Annotated in this window: 18 protein-coding genes; 17 read left to right on the top strand and 1 reads right to left on the bottom strand. The window is 35.5% G+C overall.

All coding sequences use genetic code 11. The features are described 5' to 3' along the window. The first annotated feature begins 87 nt into the window (after nt 1-87). From B371_RS0116490 to B371_RS0116465, 6 genes are all read left to right on the top strand, one after another. On the top strand, nt 88-732 hold the full coding sequence (locus B371_RS0116490; RefSeq protein ID WP_019415415.1) for an SDR family oxidoreductase: 645 nt from the start codon (nt 88-90) through the stop codon (nt 730-732). Nucleotides 733-1,043: 311 nt separating this feature from the next. Continuing rightward, complete coding sequence (locus tag B371_RS0116485; protein WP_019415414.1) at nt 1,044-1,886, top strand: DegV family protein; 843 nt, start codon at nt 1,044-1,046, stop codon at nt 1,884-1,886. Between the two features lie 262 nt (nt 1,887-2,148). Next, nucleotides 2,149-3,612, top strand: coding sequence for a SulP family inorganic anion transporter (locus B371_RS0116480; protein WP_019415413.1), 1,464 nt, complete (start codon nt 2,149-2,151; stop codon nt 3,610-3,612). A 26-nt stretch (nt 3,613-3,638) separates the two neighbouring features. Beyond that, complete coding sequence (locus tag B371_RS0116475; RefSeq protein WP_019415412.1) at nt 3,639-4,058, top strand: universal stress protein; 420 nt, start codon at nt 3,639-3,641, stop codon at nt 4,056-4,058. Between the two features lie 296 nt (nt 4,059-4,354). Then, on the top strand, nt 4,355-4,972 hold the full coding sequence (locus B371_RS0116470; RefSeq protein WP_019415411.1) for a bifunctional 2-polyprenyl-6-hydroxyphenol methylase/3-demethylubiquinol 3-O-methyltransferase UbiG: 618 nt from the start codon (nt 4,355-4,357) through the stop codon (nt 4,970-4,972). Nucleotides 4,973-5,142: 170 nt separating this feature from the next. Beyond that, the gene (locus tag B371_RS0116465) at nt 5,143-5,559 is read left to right on the top strand and encodes a universal stress protein (protein WP_019415410.1); all 417 of its coding nucleotides are present in this window, start codon (nt 5,143-5,145) and stop codon (nt 5,557-5,559) included. Nucleotides 5,560-5,790: 231 nt separating this feature from the next. Here the strand turns inward: B371_RS0116465 and B371_RS0116460 are convergent, their stop codons facing one another. Further along, nucleotides 5,791-6,333: a recombinase family protein gene (locus B371_RS0116460; protein ID WP_019415409.1), complete on the bottom strand. Its 543-nt coding sequence runs from the start codon at nt 6,331-6,333 to the stop codon at nt 5,791-5,793. Between the two features lie 289 nt (nt 6,334-6,622). Here B371_RS0116460 and B371_RS0116455 point away from each other — a divergent pair, with 289 nt between their 5' ends. From B371_RS0116455 to B371_RS0116400, 11 genes are all read left to right on the top strand, one after another. Continuing rightward, nucleotides 6,623-7,042, top strand: coding sequence for a universal stress protein (locus B371_RS0116455; protein WP_019415408.1), 420 nt, complete (start codon nt 6,623-6,625; stop codon nt 7,040-7,042). Between the two features lie 227 nt (nt 7,043-7,269). After that, nucleotides 7,270-7,476 carry a hypothetical protein gene (locus tag B371_RS0116450; RefSeq protein WP_019415407.1) on the top strand — a complete coding sequence of 69 codons (207 nt, stop codon included), beginning with the start codon at nt 7,270-7,272 and terminating at the stop codon, nt 7,474-7,476. Nucleotides 7,477-7,679: 203 nt separating this feature from the next. Beyond that, on the top strand, nt 7,680-8,759 hold the full coding sequence (locus tag B371_RS0116440) for an alpha/beta hydrolase (RefSeq protein WP_019415405.1): 1,080 nt from the start codon (nt 7,680-7,682) through the stop codon (nt 8,757-8,759). 810 nt (nt 8,760-9,569) lie between these two features. Beyond that, entirely contained in the window at nt 9,570-10,802 is a 1,233-nt protein-coding gene (locus tag B371_RS0116435; RefSeq protein ID WP_019415404.1) for a M20 family metallopeptidase, read from the top strand. Nucleotides 10,803-10,819: 17 nt separating this feature from the next. After that, complete coding sequence (locus B371_RS0116430) at nt 10,820-11,836, top strand: ABC transporter ATP-binding protein (protein ID WP_019415403.1); 1,017 nt, start codon at nt 10,820-10,822, stop codon at nt 11,834-11,836. Further along, nucleotides 11,833-12,840, top strand: coding sequence for an ABC transporter ATP-binding protein (locus B371_RS0116425; protein ID WP_019415402.1), 1,008 nt, complete (start codon nt 11,833-11,835; stop codon nt 12,838-12,840). Before B371_RS0116430 ends, B371_RS0116425 begins: the two co-directional genes overlap by 4 nt. Before the next feature lie 18 nt (nt 12,841-12,858). Next, nucleotides 12,859-13,809: an ABC transporter permease gene (locus B371_RS0116420; RefSeq protein ID WP_019415401.1), complete on the top strand. Its 951-nt coding sequence runs from the start codon at nt 12,859-12,861 to the stop codon at nt 13,807-13,809. A 20-nt stretch (nt 13,810-13,829) separates the two neighbouring features. Continuing rightward, nucleotides 13,830-14,759: an oligopeptide ABC transporter permease gene (gene opp4C, locus B371_RS0116415; protein WP_019415400.1), complete on the top strand. Its 930-nt coding sequence runs from the start codon at nt 13,830-13,832 to the stop codon at nt 14,757-14,759. A gap of 36 nt (nt 14,760-14,795) precedes the next feature. Next, nucleotides 14,796-16,457: an ABC transporter substrate-binding protein gene (locus tag B371_RS0116410; RefSeq protein WP_019415399.1), complete on the top strand. Its 1,662-nt coding sequence runs from the start codon at nt 14,796-14,798 to the stop codon at nt 16,455-16,457. Nucleotides 16,458-16,536: 79 nt separating this feature from the next. Beyond that, nucleotides 16,537-17,388 (top strand): alpha/beta fold hydrolase, encoded by an 852-nt coding sequence (locus B371_RS0116405; protein ID WP_019415398.1) that lies wholly within the window; start codon nt 16,537-16,539, stop codon nt 17,386-17,388. Nucleotides 17,389-17,486: 98 nt separating this feature from the next. Continuing rightward, on the top strand, nt 17,487-18,758 hold the full coding sequence (locus B371_RS0116400; RefSeq protein WP_019415397.1) for an amidohydrolase family protein: 1,272 nt from the start codon (nt 17,487-17,489) through the stop codon (nt 18,756-18,758). Nucleotides 18,759-19,074: the final 316 nt, after the last annotated feature.

Raw genomic sequence — 19,074 nt, 5'->3', positions numbered from 1 at the left:
GGAGCTTTGTCCTGAGTCCTGTAGGAGTAATATTCTAGGTATGTGGATAAGAATATTTCAATTATAAATAGTAAGGAGCTCGAACATATGAAAGTATTCGTAGTAGGAGCAACTGGACAAATTGGGAAACACCTTATCGACCTTTTACAAAAAAGTGATCAGCACACAGTTCGCGCTATGGTTAGAAAAGAAGAGCAGGCAGAAACAATGAAACAACAAGGCATTGATGTCGCAATAGCAAGTTTAGAAGGTAGCATTGAAGACATCGCGAAGGCGGCTAAAGGTTGCGATGCAATTATCTTTACTGCAGGTTCTGGAGGACATACAGGCTATGATAAGACATTACTGATTGACTTGGATGGAGCTGCCAAAACAGTAGCCGCTACTGAACAAGCGGGTATCAACCGGTTTGTTATTGTCAGTGCGCTCCAGGCACATCGTCCTGAAAACTGGAATAAAGAAATGGCACCTTATTATGTAGCAAAACATTATGCAGATAGAATAGTGGAACAAAGTAAGCTGGACTACACCATTATTCGACCAGGCGGTTTATTGAATGAACGAGGCACTGGGAAAATATCTGCTTCAGAAAACCTTGAAAGAGGTAGTATCCCTCGTGAAGATGTTGCCAAAACAATTATCGCTTCTTTGGAAGCAAGGCATACATTTAAGAAATTCTTTGACCTCATCAGTGGGGAAACAACTATTGAAGAAGCTCTGAAAACAGTATAAAACTTTATTATCCAAGTCATGTTATATCCTGACTTGGATTTTTTCTATTTAATCGACGTATCTTTGTTGTATATGAAGTATGCATTTTTATAAAGAGGACAAGATTAAATGCAACAAATGCTTTTAGTCTTCCTTTGTGTAATCTGTTTGTTAACACTTTATGACTATTTCTGCAATTAGTCCTCAAACATGACATTTGTAATACAGTTATCATGATACATACCCCTAGGCAAAAATCTTTGCAATTATCATACTAATAATATGCACTTCTTTACCAAAATTTAAATGCAACTAAAAAAGGAGTTACTATTATGAAACAGTCAAATATTGCTTGGGTTACGGACTCTACTGCAACCTTATCACCGGAATTTATCGAACAACATAATATATATGTTGTACCTTTATACATTATCTTTGGAAAAACATCTTATAAGGAAAATGTAGAAATTGGTTCCAAAGAATTTTATGAAAAGCTTGCCTCAGTTAAAGAGTTGCCAAAAACATCTCAACCTTCTCCAGGAGAAATGATTGAACTGTTTAAAGAAATCAAGGGTAAATATAATCGTGTAATTGCCATTCATGCGACTAGTGCGCTTACAGGAGCTTACAGTAGCGCACTTTTAGCTGCTCAAGAGACGGAAGTAGAAGCTTTTATACTGGATTCTCAAATTGGTTCTTTTCCTCTAGGGAAAATGGTTGAGCATGCTGTGGCACTTGAACAATCAGGAAAAACTTTTGATGAAATCGTTTCAGCAATTAAGACACTTCCTGCAAAGGGCCGTTTGTTTTTAACACCAGGAAGCCTCGAACAACTTCACAAAGGTGGACGAGTCACAGGAACTCAATCAGTAATCGCGACGCTATTAAACATGAAAGTGGTTATGAAATTTGATAAAGGACGTGCGATTCTTTCAGATAAAGTACGCAGTCATAAACGTGCGATCTCAAAAATGACTGACTATTTAGAAGTTGATAAGGACAATGTGAAAGAGGCTACAGTGATTCATGCTGATAATTTGAAAGAAGCAACTGATTGGAAAAGCTTACTTCAAACTCAATTTCCTAACATCAGATTTTCTATTACCGAACTTAGCCCAGTTCCTGGCGCGCATACAGGAAGAGGAACTGTGGGACTAGCATGGTTAGGTGAGTGAATAGTTTGTATCAAAAAAAGGTGGCACTTAGGCAAGTGTTGAATTTGGGTAAAATCAAATGGCTATGTATAAATTTGATTTAGAAATACAGGATACTTTGAATTTTTTAAAATTGAATTATTAATTAATTTAACGTCTATAAAAATGTGTTTTAAAATGGTTCCTTTTTAGGAATGTACATGTTACACTACATCTCGTGGATTTATACGTGACTTTTATGAGAGTTAAAAGTCGAAAAATTAATTTATGAGGTGATAAAAACATGTTAGAAACTATAAAAGTAAATTGGTTTTCCAACATTCGAGGGGATGTATTAGCAGGAATTGTAGTGGCCTTAGCCCTCATTCCTGAAGCCATTGCCTTTTCTATAATAGCAGGTGTTAATCCAATGGTTGGACTCTATGCATCATTCCTAATCGCGGTCATTATCGCCTTTGTCGGAGGTCGACCAGGTATGATTTCAGCGGCTACAGGGGCTATGGCGTTACTAATGGTTCCATTAGTTACAGAACATGGTGTTGAGTACTTACTAGCAGCAACTATTTTAACTGGGGTTATTCAAATCCTGTTTGGTGTCTTCAAAGTAGCAAAAGTTATGAAGTTCATACCCCGTGCAGTAATGATTGGTTTCGTTAATGCACTAGCCATTTTAATCTTCATGGCGCAAGTTCCTCATTTCCTGGGAATCTCTAATATGACCTATGTGTTTGTTGCTATTACCTTAGTAATAGTATATGTTCTTCCTAGATTTTTGAAAGCTATTCCTGCACCATTAATAGCAATTGTTCTATTAACAGCAGTTGCTATTTTTTCTGGTTTTAAATTAAATACGGTAGGGGATTTAGGAACGATTACACAAACACTTCCTTCTTTCTTCATTCCAAATGTACCATTTTCTTTAGAAACATTAATGATTGTTTTGCCTTTCTCTTTTGCATTAGCAATAGTTGGTTTACTTGAATCACTTCTAACCGCAACAATTGTTGATGATATGACAGGAACAGATAGTGATAAAAACAAGGAATCACGTGGTCAAGGAATCGCTAACTTTGTTACTGGATTTTTCGGAGGAATGGCTGGTTGTGCGATGATCGGTCAATCAGTTATCAATGTAAAATCCGGAGGACGAGGTCGTTTGTCAACCCTGGTTGCAGGTCTATTCCTTATGTTCCTTATCATTGTTCTTGGAGGATTAGTTATTCAAATTCCAATGCCTGCCCTAGTAGGTATTATGATAATGGTTGCTATTGGAACATTCGATTGGTCTTCGTTTACTTATTTAAAAAAAGCACCTATTACTGATTCCATTGTAATGGTAACTACGGTCTTAGTTGTTGTAATAACTCATGACCTTTCTAAAGGCGTTTTTGCAGGTGTAATTTTAAGTGCAATTTTCTTTGTAGCAAAAATTTCTAAAGTTACAGTAGAGAAAAAATTATTGAATGAAACCATTCATTACACAATAGAAGGTCAATTGTTTTTTGCTTCAGTTGAAAGCTTCTTAGAAGCCTTCGATTTTAACGTGAAGAGTGAACAAATCGTCATTGATTTTTCCAACACCCATGTATGGGATGACTCTGGTGTCGGTGCCATTGATAAAGTAGTGTTGAAATACTATGAAAATCATAATCAAGTGACATTAGAAGGATTAAATTCAACCAGTAAGAAACTCGTTGATAAATTGGCGATTTATAATAATAAAGACGCTAAGATGTCATCTCATTAATCAATTAATAGGAGTGTTAATAAAGAATGTATCAAAAAATCTTACTCGCAGCAGATGGATCCGAGCACTCACTTCGTGCAACAAAAGAAGTCATTAATATTGCATCATTGAACTTAAACGCTAAGGTAACCGTTGTTTTAGTAGCAGATTTTTCAAATGCGAAAAATGATGTTTTGCATAGTGGAAGTACAGTTGAATTAGATATGAAACGAAGAAAAAAGTTAATACCTGTTGAAGAATTATTAAAACAAGGAAACGTTAACTATCAAGTGGAAATTCTTCATGGTGAACCCGGTCCAACAATTAATGAATACGTTAATAGGGAAAAACATGAACTACTTGTTATAGGTAGTCGTGGTTTAAATACATTGCAAGAAATGTTATTAGGAAGTGTAAGTCACAAAGTGGTTAAACACGCAGACTGTCCAGTTCTCATTGTGAAATAAAAAGAACAGTAAGGTAAGAAAGCAACTGATTTTAAAATCAGTTGCTTTCTTTTTGTATGTAATATTAAGATGAAATCAATATTGATTAGGTTTTTGAAAGTTTGAAAATCTTAATAAGTAATGTTATATTTTAAGTAGAAATTTCCCAAAAAGGATCTATTTAGAATACTAAAAAAGGTTAAATCTGTCTATTAATAAAAGGTTAGTTTTATCGAATTTAAAGTAACAAGCCCCATGTGGAATATTCCCATTTTGTTCGGATTGAAAAAATATAATTAGAAAAGGTAGGAATATGCATGAAATTAACAGATGAAAGAGTTGTACCTGATTTAATGAACCCTATGAATGGTTTGTTACTAGAACATATTGCTCGTTATCAATTTTCAATTGAGTATGCCAAAGGAGAAGTACTTGATCTGGCATGTGGTTCAGGTTTTGGTACACAATTGATTGCTAAGGCTCGTAAAGAAAACATCACTACTGTTATTGGGGTGGATGTTTCATCTGAAGCCATTTTATATGCACGTGGAAGATACTACCACCCCCTTGTCTCATATAAACAGGGGAGTGTAGAAGATAATAATTTTATGAATTCACTAGGTCTATTTGATACAATTATTAGTTTCGAAACAATTGAGCATGTCTCAGATGACAGATTATTTCTCCAACAGTTGTTAAACAGATTAAAGCCTGGTGGAACACTCGTGCTTTCTACTCCTTTTGGAAAAGGAAGAGAAACTTCATGTAGTGCTGAATTTCATTATCATCAGTTAACTGTAGATGAGTTTCACCATTTATTTGATGCATACCCTCAAACTATGTTCTATTATCAAAAAGGAGTATTAATTGAACCGCCACGTAATTCAATTCATTATCCATTGGGAATAGCAGTTTGTAAAACGAAGGAAGATTAAAACAAGTCCTTACTCAAAAAAGAAACTTGGTATAGCCATTAAATTTTATATTGTTTATAAGAAATGAAAAAAAACCTTTTCCTGGTTTTTCTAAATAAATTGATAGTATACTGTTTGTAAAATAATTCTGTTAAATGGAAGCGGTTACAACAACTGAGGGGGGACTGTATATGTATTCGAAAATTTTGTTAGCATCAGATGGGTCTAAACATGCATTTCGTGCTGCTGAATCTGCTCTTAAACTAGTTTCGGAACTTACGGAAATTACCTTGTTATATATTATAGATCCTAATAAAGTTTCAAAAGCTCCAGGCAACACTAAGTTTGATGAAAGTTTCTTACGTGAAAAGAGAGAAGAAAAATTACAATCTACTGAGGAATTATTTGTGAAAAACGGCGTTTCTTACAATGTGAAAATAGTAGAGGGAGATCCAGAGGTTGAAATTATAAAATATGTGAATCATTATCCTCATGATGTACTAATTATGGGGAGTAGAGGATTAAATACTTTACAAGAAATGGTGTTGGGAAGTGTTAGTCATAGAGTCATGAAAATGGCAAAACTTCCTGTTTTAGTTGTGAAATAAAAACTTATTTGTAGTTTTCATACAATAATAATATATGATTTTATATATTATCTCAAACCAGAATTCTTTTACTGATTTGATTCAAACTTATGGTGAAATAGATTTTGGGTAGGAGTTTGAGGCAGTTAAGGAGAATAAAAGTATATGGGCTAAAATAATTTTTCGGATTTAATGTTTTAGCTTTATCTAGTTAGAGAAATAAATCCTATTTCTTTTGTGAAATAGGATTTATTAGTTTTCTAAATTTCGGTATAAGGTAGATTTACTAATGCCTGTTTCGTCTTTAATCTCCTCAAGTGAAAACTTTTTGCTGTGGAACATCTCTATGGCTTTATTGATACTTAACATGGATTTTTTAGGACGACCAGCGTTGTTCCCTTTTTTTTGAGCCTCAAATAAACCAATTTTAGTTTTCTCACTAATGACTTCTGATTGAAACTGAGCTAGTTCTTCTAAGATATATAGGAAAGAAAAAGAAGATGAATCAGAGGTGTCAATCTGATTTGCCAGAAAGTGAACTAATACGTTTTGATTTTTTAATGTATGTAATAGATCTAAAAGATTTCTTGTGGAATTTGCTAGAACATACAGATTATATACATATAGTTCATCTCCACTTTTAATAATCGTAAGCAACTTGTTTAATTCTACACGTTCCTTAGAGCTTGAAGATTCTTCTTGGAAAAGATGAATTTGTTCAATATTGAGTAGTTCTTGATGTTGTAATTTATTAATTTCTTCTTCGCTGAAAGGACGCATATATCCATATTTCACTGAATTTTAGACCTCCAAGATTTCACTTCTTATTATTATATCACATGATATTAGAGATTGTTTTTTATCGTTTCCATTTGTGAAATATTAAGATATTCTCTTGTTTTGTTTAAAAAATAATTTTTTGGATGTTAAAAAGGGATTGTTATTTAGTATAATGTTTCCTGCAATTTAAAAACTCTTAGTGGAACTAACACCACTGCATTTTTCATCGGATTCCAGCATAAATTTAAATGGGGATGCTGAAGGTTAGAAGTCTATCATTCTCATTAAAAAGGGGATAACAAATATGTTTAAAAAAATTTTACTTGCCGCAGATGGATCCGAGCACTCAATTCGTGCAACAAAAGAAGTCATTAAAATCTCTTCCTTGAATTTGAATGCAACGGTAACCGTTGTTTTAGTTGCTGATTACTCACAGTCTAAGAGTGATGTTCTTCATAGTGGAAGTTCTGTTGAACTCAATATGAAACGAAGAAAAAAGATAGTTGCTATCGAGGATTTACTTAAGAGAGAAAATATCAACTACCGAGTGATAATTCTTCATGGAGTACCGGGACCCGCAATTTTCGAATATGCCAATAAAGAAAAGTTTGATCTCCTGGTTATTGGTAGCCGCGGTTTAAATACATTACAAGAAATGATGCTTGGAAGTGTCAGCCACAAGGTAATTAAACGTGCAGATTGTCCAGTTCTTGTTGTGAAATAAATAGAAATTCATAAAAATAAATTCCATTTAATGGAATTTCTTTTTTGTATTAAAGGAGATTTCCAATAAATTGAAGATATAAACTGTCGAACTTTAAAGTGAATTGACACAGAATATTTCATGGGATTTATTAATACTCTTTTAAACTAATAATGAATGTATAACAAAGCTAGTTAGAACTTTCGCAAAGAAACCGATAAAATCCTTCTACCCATGGAGCACATTGATTGGATTGTAGAGACAATGACTCTAAAGAGTTTTTAGAAAAAGGAATTGAAAACTTCATGCAGCATATTGATGATCCCATCAATATAAAGACGACATGGTGGATTATGTATATTGAGCTTTTCCATCACCCGATAGCTCAAGATATTTATCGGAACGAGATTATGAGGAGAACAGTCGATTGTTTAGGATTGTTTTTGAGAAGTTGATCCAGCATGGAAAAGTGGCCCCAAGCAATCCAAGAACGATGGCGACTGAGTATCAATATTCCTCGATTGCCTTGATTCTAGAGTACAACATGCTTAAAGCGGAGGGCAAAAGTACGGTCGACAATGGCTCGAACTTGACTAAAAAATAGGGCTGTTCATTGGAGGTTGAGCGTTAAGAAAATAAGTAGAAGGGGGCAATGAAAGTGGCGGGAATTTTTACAAATAAGCTTGACTATATCATTTCTGCAAAAGGTTTAAGCTCTGTTCAGACAATCAATTTAGGTGGGGTAGAGCAAACGATATTATTACAAGGGGAGAACCCAAATAACCCCGTTCTTTTAATGATCCATGGAGGTCCAACCATGCCGCTGCCGGGTGTTTCATCCAAAGGACGTGATTATACCATTATCACCAATACTAAGGAACTGGTGAAGCATTATGTAGTTGTATTTTGGGACCAACGCGGAACAGGCAGGTCTTATCATAAAAACATAGCACCAGAGTCTTTGAATTTTAGCCAATTTGTTTCAGATGCCAATGAACTTACCGATTATTTAAGACAACGTTTTAATCAAGAGAAAATTTTTCTTTCAGGACATTCGTGGGGCTCAACGATTAGTTTACAGCTGGCAGCCAACTATCCAGAGAAATTTTATTCTTATGTAGGCTTATCACAAATTGTCAGTTGGACCGAAAATGATAAATTGGCCTTGAATTGGATAAAGGAAGAAGCAAAACGCAGAGGAAACAACAAAGCATTAAAAGAACTGGAATCGATTGGAGAGCCTCCATTTGTAGAAAGTTTTCAGCAATGGGGGCTTTTAAGAAAATGGCAACGAAAATTCAATACATTGATTTATACAGATAAAGATGTAAGGCATCCAGGTTTACTTGGAGTTACGAAGCCTATGTTTCAATCGGAAGATTATACCCTAATGGACATTGTAAATACTTATTATCATGGCTTCAAGCTCATTTATACTCAAGCTTTCATCGAAGAACTGGCACTGGTTAACTTTATAGATACCGTTAAGGAATTTGTAATTCCCGTTACCTTCATACATGGAAAAAAGGATTTTCATGTGCATGGATGTTTAGTGGAAGAATATATCAAACACTTGAAATCGACTAAGGGAAAAACCTTTGTTTGGGCAGAGAAATCGGCGCATTTATTCCATCCAGATGATACAAGAATTATAGAACAATATTTCATTCAAGAGATAAAGCACCATAATGATGGAGTAGGATTGATAAATGAATATCAAAGTAAAGGAATTGTCTAAATTTATCTTTTTGCTGGTAATTTATCTATAGTATTGTTCTTAAACCAAAGTATTTATAAAAAATCATCAGGGCGAAAGTCATTCATTGCACTAGGATATTCCGTTTTGGTACAAGCCTTCGGTATAGAGTAGATTACTTCATTGTTAGTGATAGTCAACTGACCCCAGATGGACAGGATACAGTGGTTGAAATTACTTTGTAAGAATTGGGGGTTAGACAAATAACAGTTTCTGAGAACTGGGCCAAAACATAATCTAAGGGTCCTGTTTTCCGCTTATAAATAAACTTGACTATTAAATTGTTGTAATTCTTAGGTCACCTAATAAGCTTCCTCATAAAAATGTAGAGTTTTGAATTTACCAAACATATTGTCGACTAAGAGTACGAATTCTTATTTTAAAATAATGATGTCAAAATATTGTTAATTTTCTAAAAAATAAGTTGATTATTTTACTATTCTGTTTTATAGTCTTAAATATAGTTCTTCCTGTCAGTAAAGTGACCATTTACCGATTATAAAAATTAATAATATTACATATTTATACTTATTTAGGTTGTATAAATAAGTTGTATATTTAATGTTAATATTTAGCTGACAGTGGAGTTACTGCAAGTTTGTAAGTTTATCGAACTTGTATAAAATTTGAGCCGTGCAATCGAATAGAGAAACTCTGTCTAAGATATTGGTTTTCTAAAATGTATTTAATATACAATTTTAATATTTATTAATAATTAATTCCGCACTCAAGGAATTAATTTCTTTATTTAAGTCAGAAGATTTAGAAAATAATAGAGTGAGGTGTGTTTGGATGTTAGGTAAATGGAATCAAAGTTTAGAAGGATTATATGATCAAATGGTTGACTGGAGAAGAGATTTTCATATGCATCCTGAGCTATCGTTTCAAGAAGTCAGAACCCCCAACATAATTGCTGAGTATTTAAGAAGTCTTGGAATCGAAGTGAAAACAGGAGTTGGGGGTAATGGAATCGTAGGGACAATCCGGGGTGGAAATCCTGGGAAGACTATTGCTTTACGAGCGGACTTTGATGCACTTCCTATCCAGGATGAAAAGAATGTGTCATATAAATCTACAGTACCTGGCGTTATGCATGCTTGTGGGCATGATGGACATACCTCAACACTGTTAGCTGTTGCTAAAGTATTAAGTGAGAACCGGGAACACTTAAATGGAAATGTTGTGCTATTACACCAACATGCGGAGGAATTAGCTCCTGGAGGGGCAGTAGCGATGGTAGAGGATGGTGCCCTAGAAGGTGTCGACGCTGTCTTTGGTACTCATGTAATGGCGAATATACCGTTTGGAGCTTACGCATATCGATCAGGACCTATGATGGCTGCAGGCGATAGTTTTGTAATTAAGATTCAAGGTAAGGGAGGACATGGTGCCGCACCTCACGAAACAATTGATGCCATAGCGATTGGTACTCAAGTCGTGAATCAACTGCAGCATCTTGTTTCACGACAAATTAATCCTTTAAAGCCAGCGGTTGTCTCTGTAGGATCCTTCCATGCAGGGGGTGCCCCGAATGTTATTGCCGATTCTGCTGAAATAACTGGTACAGTACGAACGTTTGATCCTGAAGTCCGTAACTACATTGAAAAAGAAATGAAAATCATTGTAGAAGGTATTTGCGGAGCATTTCATGCAACGTCTCAAGTGTCCTATTCACGTGGTTATCCAGCCGTTGTAAATCATGAAAAAGAAACTGAAGTATTTGTGAGTGTAATGGAAAAATTCGCTGGAGAAGATAGATTAGTAAACATTGATCCTATTATGGGTAGTGAGGATTTTGGTTATTTCATTCAAAATAAGCCAGGTATGTTTTTCTTTACAGCAGCAGGAAATGAAGATTTAGGTGCTTGTTATCCTCACCATCACCCGAGATTTGATTTTGATGAAAGAGCAATGATGCATGCAGGGCAAGCATTCTTAGCTATCATCCATCATTATTTAATTGAAAAGGAAGTAGATAAGGTAGATTTAGCTGTGCAAGCTAAAGCGCAATCTATGATGACGTAAGTAAAGGAGGTTTTAAATTGGGAGAGTACCTATTAAAAGTTGATAAGCTTCAAACCGTATTTGATACAGGGAAGGGAGAGGTTACTTCAGTAGAGGAAGTAAGCTTTCAATTGAAACCTGGAGAAACAATTGGAATTGTTGGAGAATCTGGTTGTGGAAAAAGTGTTACCTTTCTGTCAATCATGAGATTACTTGGAAAGCACGGGAGAATAAAGAGTGGATCAGTACTTTTTAATGGAAAAGATTTGTCAGAAATTTCAGAAGCAGAAATGAGAGATATTCGAGGGAATGAAATCTCGATGATTTTCCAGGAGCCAATGACATCACTAAATCCGGTTTTCACAATCGGCAATCAAATGATGGAGGGTATTCGACTTCATTTGAAGTTAAATAAAACAGAAGCGAAAAGATTTGCAATTGAAATGTTAGACAAAGTTGGAATACCACGATCAGAAGCGATTATGAATGAATATCCGCATACTCTTTCTGGTGGTATGAGGCAACGTGTAATGATTGCAATGGCTCTGTCATGTAATCCATCACTCCTAATTGCAGATGAACCGACGACTGCATTAGATGTTACTATTCAGGCACAAATTTTGGAGTTAATGAAAAAAATTCGTACTGAATTCAACACAGCAATTATTATCATCACACATGATCTAGGTGTCGTAGCAGAAATGGCGGATAGAATTATTGTTATGTATGCAGGACAAATCGTAGAAGAAGCGGATGTATATACATTATTCGATGATCCTAAACATCCATATACAAAAGGGTTAATCGGTTCAATACCACATATTGAATATGATGAAAATGAGAGGCTCTTATCTATTCCAGGAGCAGTTCCAAGCTTCCAAAATATGCCGACAGGTTGTCGCTTCCATACGAGGTGCCCATATGTAACTGAACGTTGTTTACAAGAACAACCAAATTTAATTCACACGGATACAGAAGGTAATCATAAAGTTAGATGCTGGTTAGTGGAGGAAGAGGAAGTAGGGCAATCGGACAAAAAGGAGGTTAGTGTATGATTCAAGAATCAGTGAAAGAAAAACCGCCAGAGTCTGAAAAGCAACCGCTTTTACAAGTTAAAAATCTAAAACAATATTACCCGATTAAGAAAGGGATTTTATCCAGAACGGTTGGGAACGTAAAGGCAGTTGATGGAGTATCGTTTGATATCTTTCCTGGTGAAACTCTTGGCTTAGTAGGGGAGTCGGGTTGTGGAAAATCTACTACAGGTAGAGCAATTGTCCGATTGGAGAATCCAACGGAAGGCGAGATTATTTTTGAAGGAAAAAATTTAGCTGACTTTTCCAATGTAGAAATGAGAAACATTCGAACTGATTTACAAATCATATTCCAAGATCCATATTCTTCATTGAATCCAAGAAAACGAATCGGAGATTTACTAAGTGAACCTCTGCTTTTTCATAAGCTTGTAAAACCTTCTGAAGTAAAGAAAAAAGTAGCAGATATTTTAGAAATTGTTGGTTTACCAAGTGCATATAGTAATCGATATCCACATGAATTTTCAGGAGGACAGCGTCAACGAATTGGTATTGCAAGAGCATTAATTTTAAATCCTAAATTAATAGTTTGTGATGAACCAGTTTCAGCGCTTGACGTATCTATACAAGCCCAAGTCTTAAATCTTTTAAAAGATTTACAAAAGGAGTTCAACTTAACGTTCTTATTTATTGGTCACGGCCTAGGTGCAGTGAAATACATAAGTGACCGAATTGCTGTTATGTACCTTGGGAATATTGTGGAAATTGGTAAAACAGAAGAAATCTTTAAAAATTCAAAGCATCCTTATACTCGTGCACTTTTGAGTGCATATCCAATACCGAATCCCCATCTTCGAAATAAGGAGAAAATCGTCATTCAAGGAGATATACCTAGTCCATCGAATCCGCCCAGTGGTTGTAAGTTTCATACGAGGTGTCCTTTTGTTCAGAGTAAATGTAAGGAAGAAGTGCCACTGTTGTTGGGGTCTAATCATTCCGTTGCATGTCATTACCCATTAAATTAATAGAAGGGAGGGAGAATTATGTTTCAATACATTATTCGTCGCATAGCAATCGCAATTCCAGTTTTGTTCGGGGTCACAATTTTTAACTTTCTTATTATTAATCTAGCACCTGGAAATCCAGTAGATATGTTTATTAACCCAAATATGTCTGAGGCTGATATTAATGCAAGAAAAGAAGCACTTGGTTTAAATGATCCATTATGGGAGCAATATGCCAGCTGGATGGGAAATCTTTTACAAGGTGATTTTGGTTATTCCTTCTCCACATATGAACCCGTTTTGAATAATATTGCAGACCGGATTGGTCCCACAATACTTCTAATGGGATCTGCTTTAATCATTGCTTATTTAATTGCTATTCCAATTGGAATTCTTAGTGCTACCAAACAATATTCTTTTACTGATTATTTTGCGACAACATTCTCATTCTTTGGAATTTCTATTCCAAACTTCTTTTTAGGATTGGGTGCAATTTATATATTTGCAATACTACTCCCAATTTTTCCAACTGGAGGAATGAACACCTTAGGTTCCTCAGGAGGAATCTTAGACACACTCAGACATCTAATTCTCCCAGCATTTGTTTTAGGTACTGCTATTGCAGGAAGCATGGTCCGTTATGTTAGATCAAGTATGCTCGAGGTACTAGGACAAGATTACTTAAGAACAGCTAGGGCAAAAGGGTTACACGAATTTGTAGTTAATAATAAGCATGCATTACGAAATGCTTTAATTCCAATTATAACAATTATTGGATTAGAAATCCCCTTACTCATTGGTGGAGCTGTAATAACTGAGCAAATATTCCAATGGCCAGGACTAGGGCAATTGACGATTCAGTCTATTGGTTCACGAGATTATCCAACATTGATGGCATTAAATTTCTTAGCTGCAATTACAGTACTGTTCTCTAATCTTTTTACTGATATCATGTACTCGGTTGTGGATCCGCGAATTAAATACAACTAGAGAACAAGGGGGGGAAGAAGATGTCATCACCAAATTTAAATCTAGATAAGCATAATCAGGTTATTAGTTCTAACTTATTAATACAGGCAGATGTGTTGGGGCAAGAAGAAAGTTATATGAAGGTAATCGTTACTCGGTTTTTGAAACATAAACTTGCTGTTGTTGGTTTAGTAACGTTTATATTAATCGTGTTAATGGCTCTTTTTGCCCCTATCATTGCCCCGCACGATCCTTATGAAATAGGATACGAATTTGAGGCAAAACCTTCAATGGAACATCCACTTGGAACAGACCAAATTGGACGTGATGTATTAAGTAGATTGATTTACGCTTCTCGGATATCCCTAGCAGTTGGTATTGGAGCTGTAACCATATATGTAATCATTGGTACTATTTTAGGAGCGATAGCGGGATACATGGGGAAATGGGCAGATATGATAATCATGCGAATTACTGATGTATTTATGTCATTTCCGTTCTTAATGGTAATTTTAGTATTAGTAAGTGTAATGGGGCCTAATTTATTCAACATTATATTAGTTTTAGGGTTTTTAGGATGGCCACCGGTTGCTCGATTAGTAAGGGGAAGTGTGTTATCTCTTAAAGAAATGGATTATATAAAAGCTGGGGTAGCACTAGGATATACAGCCCCAAGAATTTTAGTACACCACATCTTACCGAATGCGTTGGCTCCAATCCTTGTTAATGCGACATTTGGAATCGCGTTTGCAATAATTACGGAAGCATCCTTAAGTTTCTTAGGAATGGGTGTACAACCACCAACTGCAAGCTGGGGGAATATGTTAACGGAAGCTCAATCGTTAACTGTTCTTGCTCAACAACCTTGGTTATGGATTCCACCGGGATTATTCATTATCTTGGCTGTTATCTCTATAAACTTTATGGGTGACGGGCTACGTGACGCGGTAGATCCAAAAAGCTTTAAGTAGTTAACATTTATATAAAAAAAATTAGGGGGAATAAAGATGAAATACTCAATTAAAAAAGTAGTTAGTATCATGACTATTCTTTCACTTCTATTTTTAGCAGCTTGTAGTGGTGATTCAGCAACAGAACCAACAGACACTGGAACAAAAGATCCTGCTGTACCTGCTACATCCACTGACGCTAGTACTGATTCAGAATCGATGTTCATTGGGTTAGTTAATCCACCTACAGGATTTAATCCAATCAACTCAGGTGACGTTGCTGCAATGTTTATTCAAAAGTTCTTCCAAGATACGTTATTAGAAATGGATGGACCATTAAATTTTGTTCCTCGTCTAGCTGAATCTTTTGAATCTGAAGATGGACAGCATTATACAGTTAAAATCAATAAAGATGCTAATTGGACAGATGGTACGCCGGTTACTGCTGCTGACGTCGCTTTTACTATCAATACAATTGCTCATCCAAAGTCAGAAACTTCTCAGGGTGCTAACATTTCTATGTTAGATGGATTAGAAGCTAACGGCAAGCTTCCAGAAGGAGAAACAGAATTATCTTCCGTTAAAGTAGTCGATGACAAAACACTTGAGTTAACAACAACTGTACCGGTTGATCCAAACTATATGAAAGAAGTATTTGGATTAAACGTATTAACTTTACCAAAGCATATTTTAGGAGATGTACCAATCGAAGAGTTATCAACACATCCTTACATGCAAAATCCTACAGTCTCTACTGGTGCATTTAAATTTGTGAAATATGAAAAAGACCAATATGTGGAGTTAGCTGCCAATGAAGATTACTACGCTGGTCTTCCAGAAACTGGAAAACTATTTATTAAAATTATGTTAGCGCCAAATCTTGTAGGTCAACTTCAAACAGGAGAGCTAGACTTTAACGTATCAAAAGGGATCGGTAAAATTGCGGTACAAGACTATGATACTGTAGAAGGTTTTGATAATGTAACAACTAGTATTGAACCTAATATTGGCTTCCAAACAATGTTCTTTAATAACGACAAATTTGACAAAGAAGTTCGTCAAGCCTTATCAATGGCTGTCGATCGTAACCTTTTAGTTGATAAATTATTAAAAGGCCACGGAGAAGTAATAGATGGCCCATATACATCTTTATCACCATTTTTAGATAGAAGTGTAGGAGAACTTGAGTACAATCCTGAAAAAGCTAAAAAAATGCTTGAAGACGCTGGATTTGACTTCAATACTCCATTAGAGCTTGTTGTACCAATTGGTAATAAAGTTCGTGAACAATCAGCTCCAATTATAGCTCAAAGCTTACAACAAATTGGGGTACAAACTAATATTACAAACTATGACTTCCCAACAATTATGTCTAAGGGCAAAGCAGGAGAATTTGACCTTCTACTAATTGGATTTACATTGACACTTGACCCGGATGTATCAAATGTTTATGCAACTGGAGCAACTTATAACTTTATGCAATATAGTAATCCGGCAATGGATGAATTGTTAATACAAGGTAAGCAAGAAGCAGATGTAGAAAAACGTAAAGTGATTTATAGTGATATTCAAGAGATTCTTCTTGATGAAGCGCCAATATTAACATTATATTCTGACCATGACTTTGCTGGAATTAATAAGCGAGTTGAGTTTGGTAAACCTGTATCATTTGGTACGCATCACAACTTACAGAAGTGGGCTGTCAGTGGGGCAAACTAAACCATAGATTGAAAAGAGAAAAGCGTCGTGCAAACGACGCTTTTCTTAATAAATTAAATAATGGGAGGAGATAAAAACTATGTTTGCGACAATTAATGACTGTGAAATTTATTATGAAGTACATGGTAAGGAAGATGGCAGGGCCATTTTCTTTATTCACGGAGCACCCGGACTTGGGGATTGCCGAGCAGATATAACTGCTTTTAAATCATTAGAAGATAAATTTAAGCTTGTCTTTTTAGATATGCGAGGAAGTGGGAGATCTGAAGAAAAGCCACCGTATAGTCATGAGCAGTGGACAGCTGATATTGATGATCTAAGGAAGCATCTAAACATAGATCAAATCATGATTCACGGAGGTTCATATGGAGGTTTTCTTTCTTTAGAATATGTTCTTCGTTACCCAGATCATGTAACTCACGTTCTATTAAGAGATACAGCTGCAAACAAAGATTACCATCATATTTCTACTGAAAAGGCGTTAGAAGCTAATCTTCCAGGAGTTTCAAAAGAAGCTTTGGATAGTTTGTGGAGTGGAAATGTTAGTTCAAATCAAGAATTAAAAGAAATATTTGGTGCACTTCAACCTCTATATACAGTTGAACAAAACCAAGAAAAAATGAATAAAAAAATTGATTCCATTTACTATCATTACGAAACACATAACTATGCTTTCAACACAAATCAACCGAATTACGATATAAAGGATCAATTAAAGCAAATTTCAGTTCCTGTACTAGTTTCAGTTGGAAGACATGATTGGGTCACACCGGTTGAATGTTCACAAGTAATTGCTAAAGAAATTACAAATTCGAAGCTATTAGTGTATGAGAATAGTGGTCATTCTCCACATGCAGAAGAGAATGATAAATATCTTAGCAACCTGCGGCAATTTATTAATGAAACGTCAAAAGAAGTAGTAACTCAATAAAATTAGAAACTTAATTCATATTTAATAAGAGACTGACATAACTATAATGTTTAGATTGAAGTTTTATATAAAAAACACATTTGAAGTGAGGGATAGTATTGGCTATTACAATTATTAAAAATGGTAGTTTAATTGACGGAAATGGTGGAGAACTAGTATTGCATGCGGCAATAGCAATTGAAGATGAAAAAATTGTATTTGTTGGACAGGAAAAAGATTTACCTAAGTTCGAGGGAGAAGTATCTTATATGGACGCAAGTGGTGGGTTTATTCTCCCTGGATTTATTGATACACATGTTCACTTGATGTTGGAATACGAGCCAGTAGAAAATAGACTATCAACTCCTTTTTCATTAAACTTCTTTAAAGCAACTGAATATATGAGAAACACAATTAATGCTGGAATCACATCGGTCAGAGATTGTGGTGGAACGGATGCAGGAGTTAAGCAAGCAGTTGAAAGAGGTTACGTTGTAGGACCACGTATGCAAATAAGTATAACGGCTCTAACTACAACTGGAGGACACGGGGATGCATGGACAGCTTCAGGTCAAACCGTGAAGTTACTTTTAGACGAATATCCTGGCATGCCAAATGGGATTTGCGATGGTGTAGAGGAAGTTCGAAAAACGGTTAGAGAAGTTTTGCGAGCAGGAGCGGACATTATTAAAGTCCACAGCACAGGTGGTGTTCTTAGTGCAACAGATCATCCGGAATTCACACAATTCAACATCGATGAATTGAAAGTGATGGTTGAAGAAGCTTCATTCCGTCGGGGATTAAAAGTAATGGCACATGCACAAGGCGCCGAAGGAATCAAAAATGCAATTAAAGCAGGTATACATTCAATAGAGCATGGTATTTACCTAGATGACGAATGTATAGAGCTTATGTTAGAAAATGGTACTTTCTTAGTGCCAACTCTTTTAGCTCCAGTTTCTGTGTTAGAACTAGCTGAAACAGCTGGCATGCCTGATTGGGGAGTAAAAAAGGCACAAGAAGCAATGGAAGCTCATAAAGAGAGTATCGCTAAAGCCTATCGTGCTGGTGTGAAGATTGCAATGGGAACAGATGCAGGGGTAATGGCACATGGTACTAATTTAAGAGAATTGACATTAATGCATGAAATAGGAATGACACCTATGGAAACGATTGTGGCAACAACTAAGACAGCTGCTGAATGCATGGGGTGGGAGGATAAAGTAGGAACTTTAGATGTAGGGAAACTTGCAGATATCGTAATAACTAAGGTAAACCCATTAACAGACCTACGTTCATTGGAAGACAATTCAAATATCCGTGTTGTCATAAAAGGTGGTAAGGTTTTAAAGGAAGAACAACCTAATCCTGTACTAGCTTCTGTACTGTAAAATATAACCGGTGAACATTTCTACTGTTAGTTGTTAAAGAAGTGTTCATAGGAGATAGATTATTTACTTTAATAAAATAACCGTAAGATACCTTATAGAAAAAACAGACGATGAGAGTTATCACCTCTATCGTCTGTTTTAGTGTTGGAGTTATAGTTTTGTGATCCCAAGCAAACGGGAACCTTAAGCCGATATAGTTAGGATTCTGATTAACTAACACTCAAATTATTGGTACTTATTACTTTAAAATATGAGAAATACTCACTGTGCCAGAGCCTGCTTGGGCCAGGATAAATAATGAATGTCCAAATGGAAA

It is taken from the genome of Paenisporosarcina sp. TG20 (assembly GCF_000286315.1).
Taxonomy (GTDB): Bacteria; Bacillota; Bacilli; order Bacillales_A; family Planococcaceae; genus Paenisporosarcina.
The sequence above is the reverse complement of the archived record's forward strand: the minus strand, read 5'-3'. Positions and strand labels throughout refer to the sequence as shown.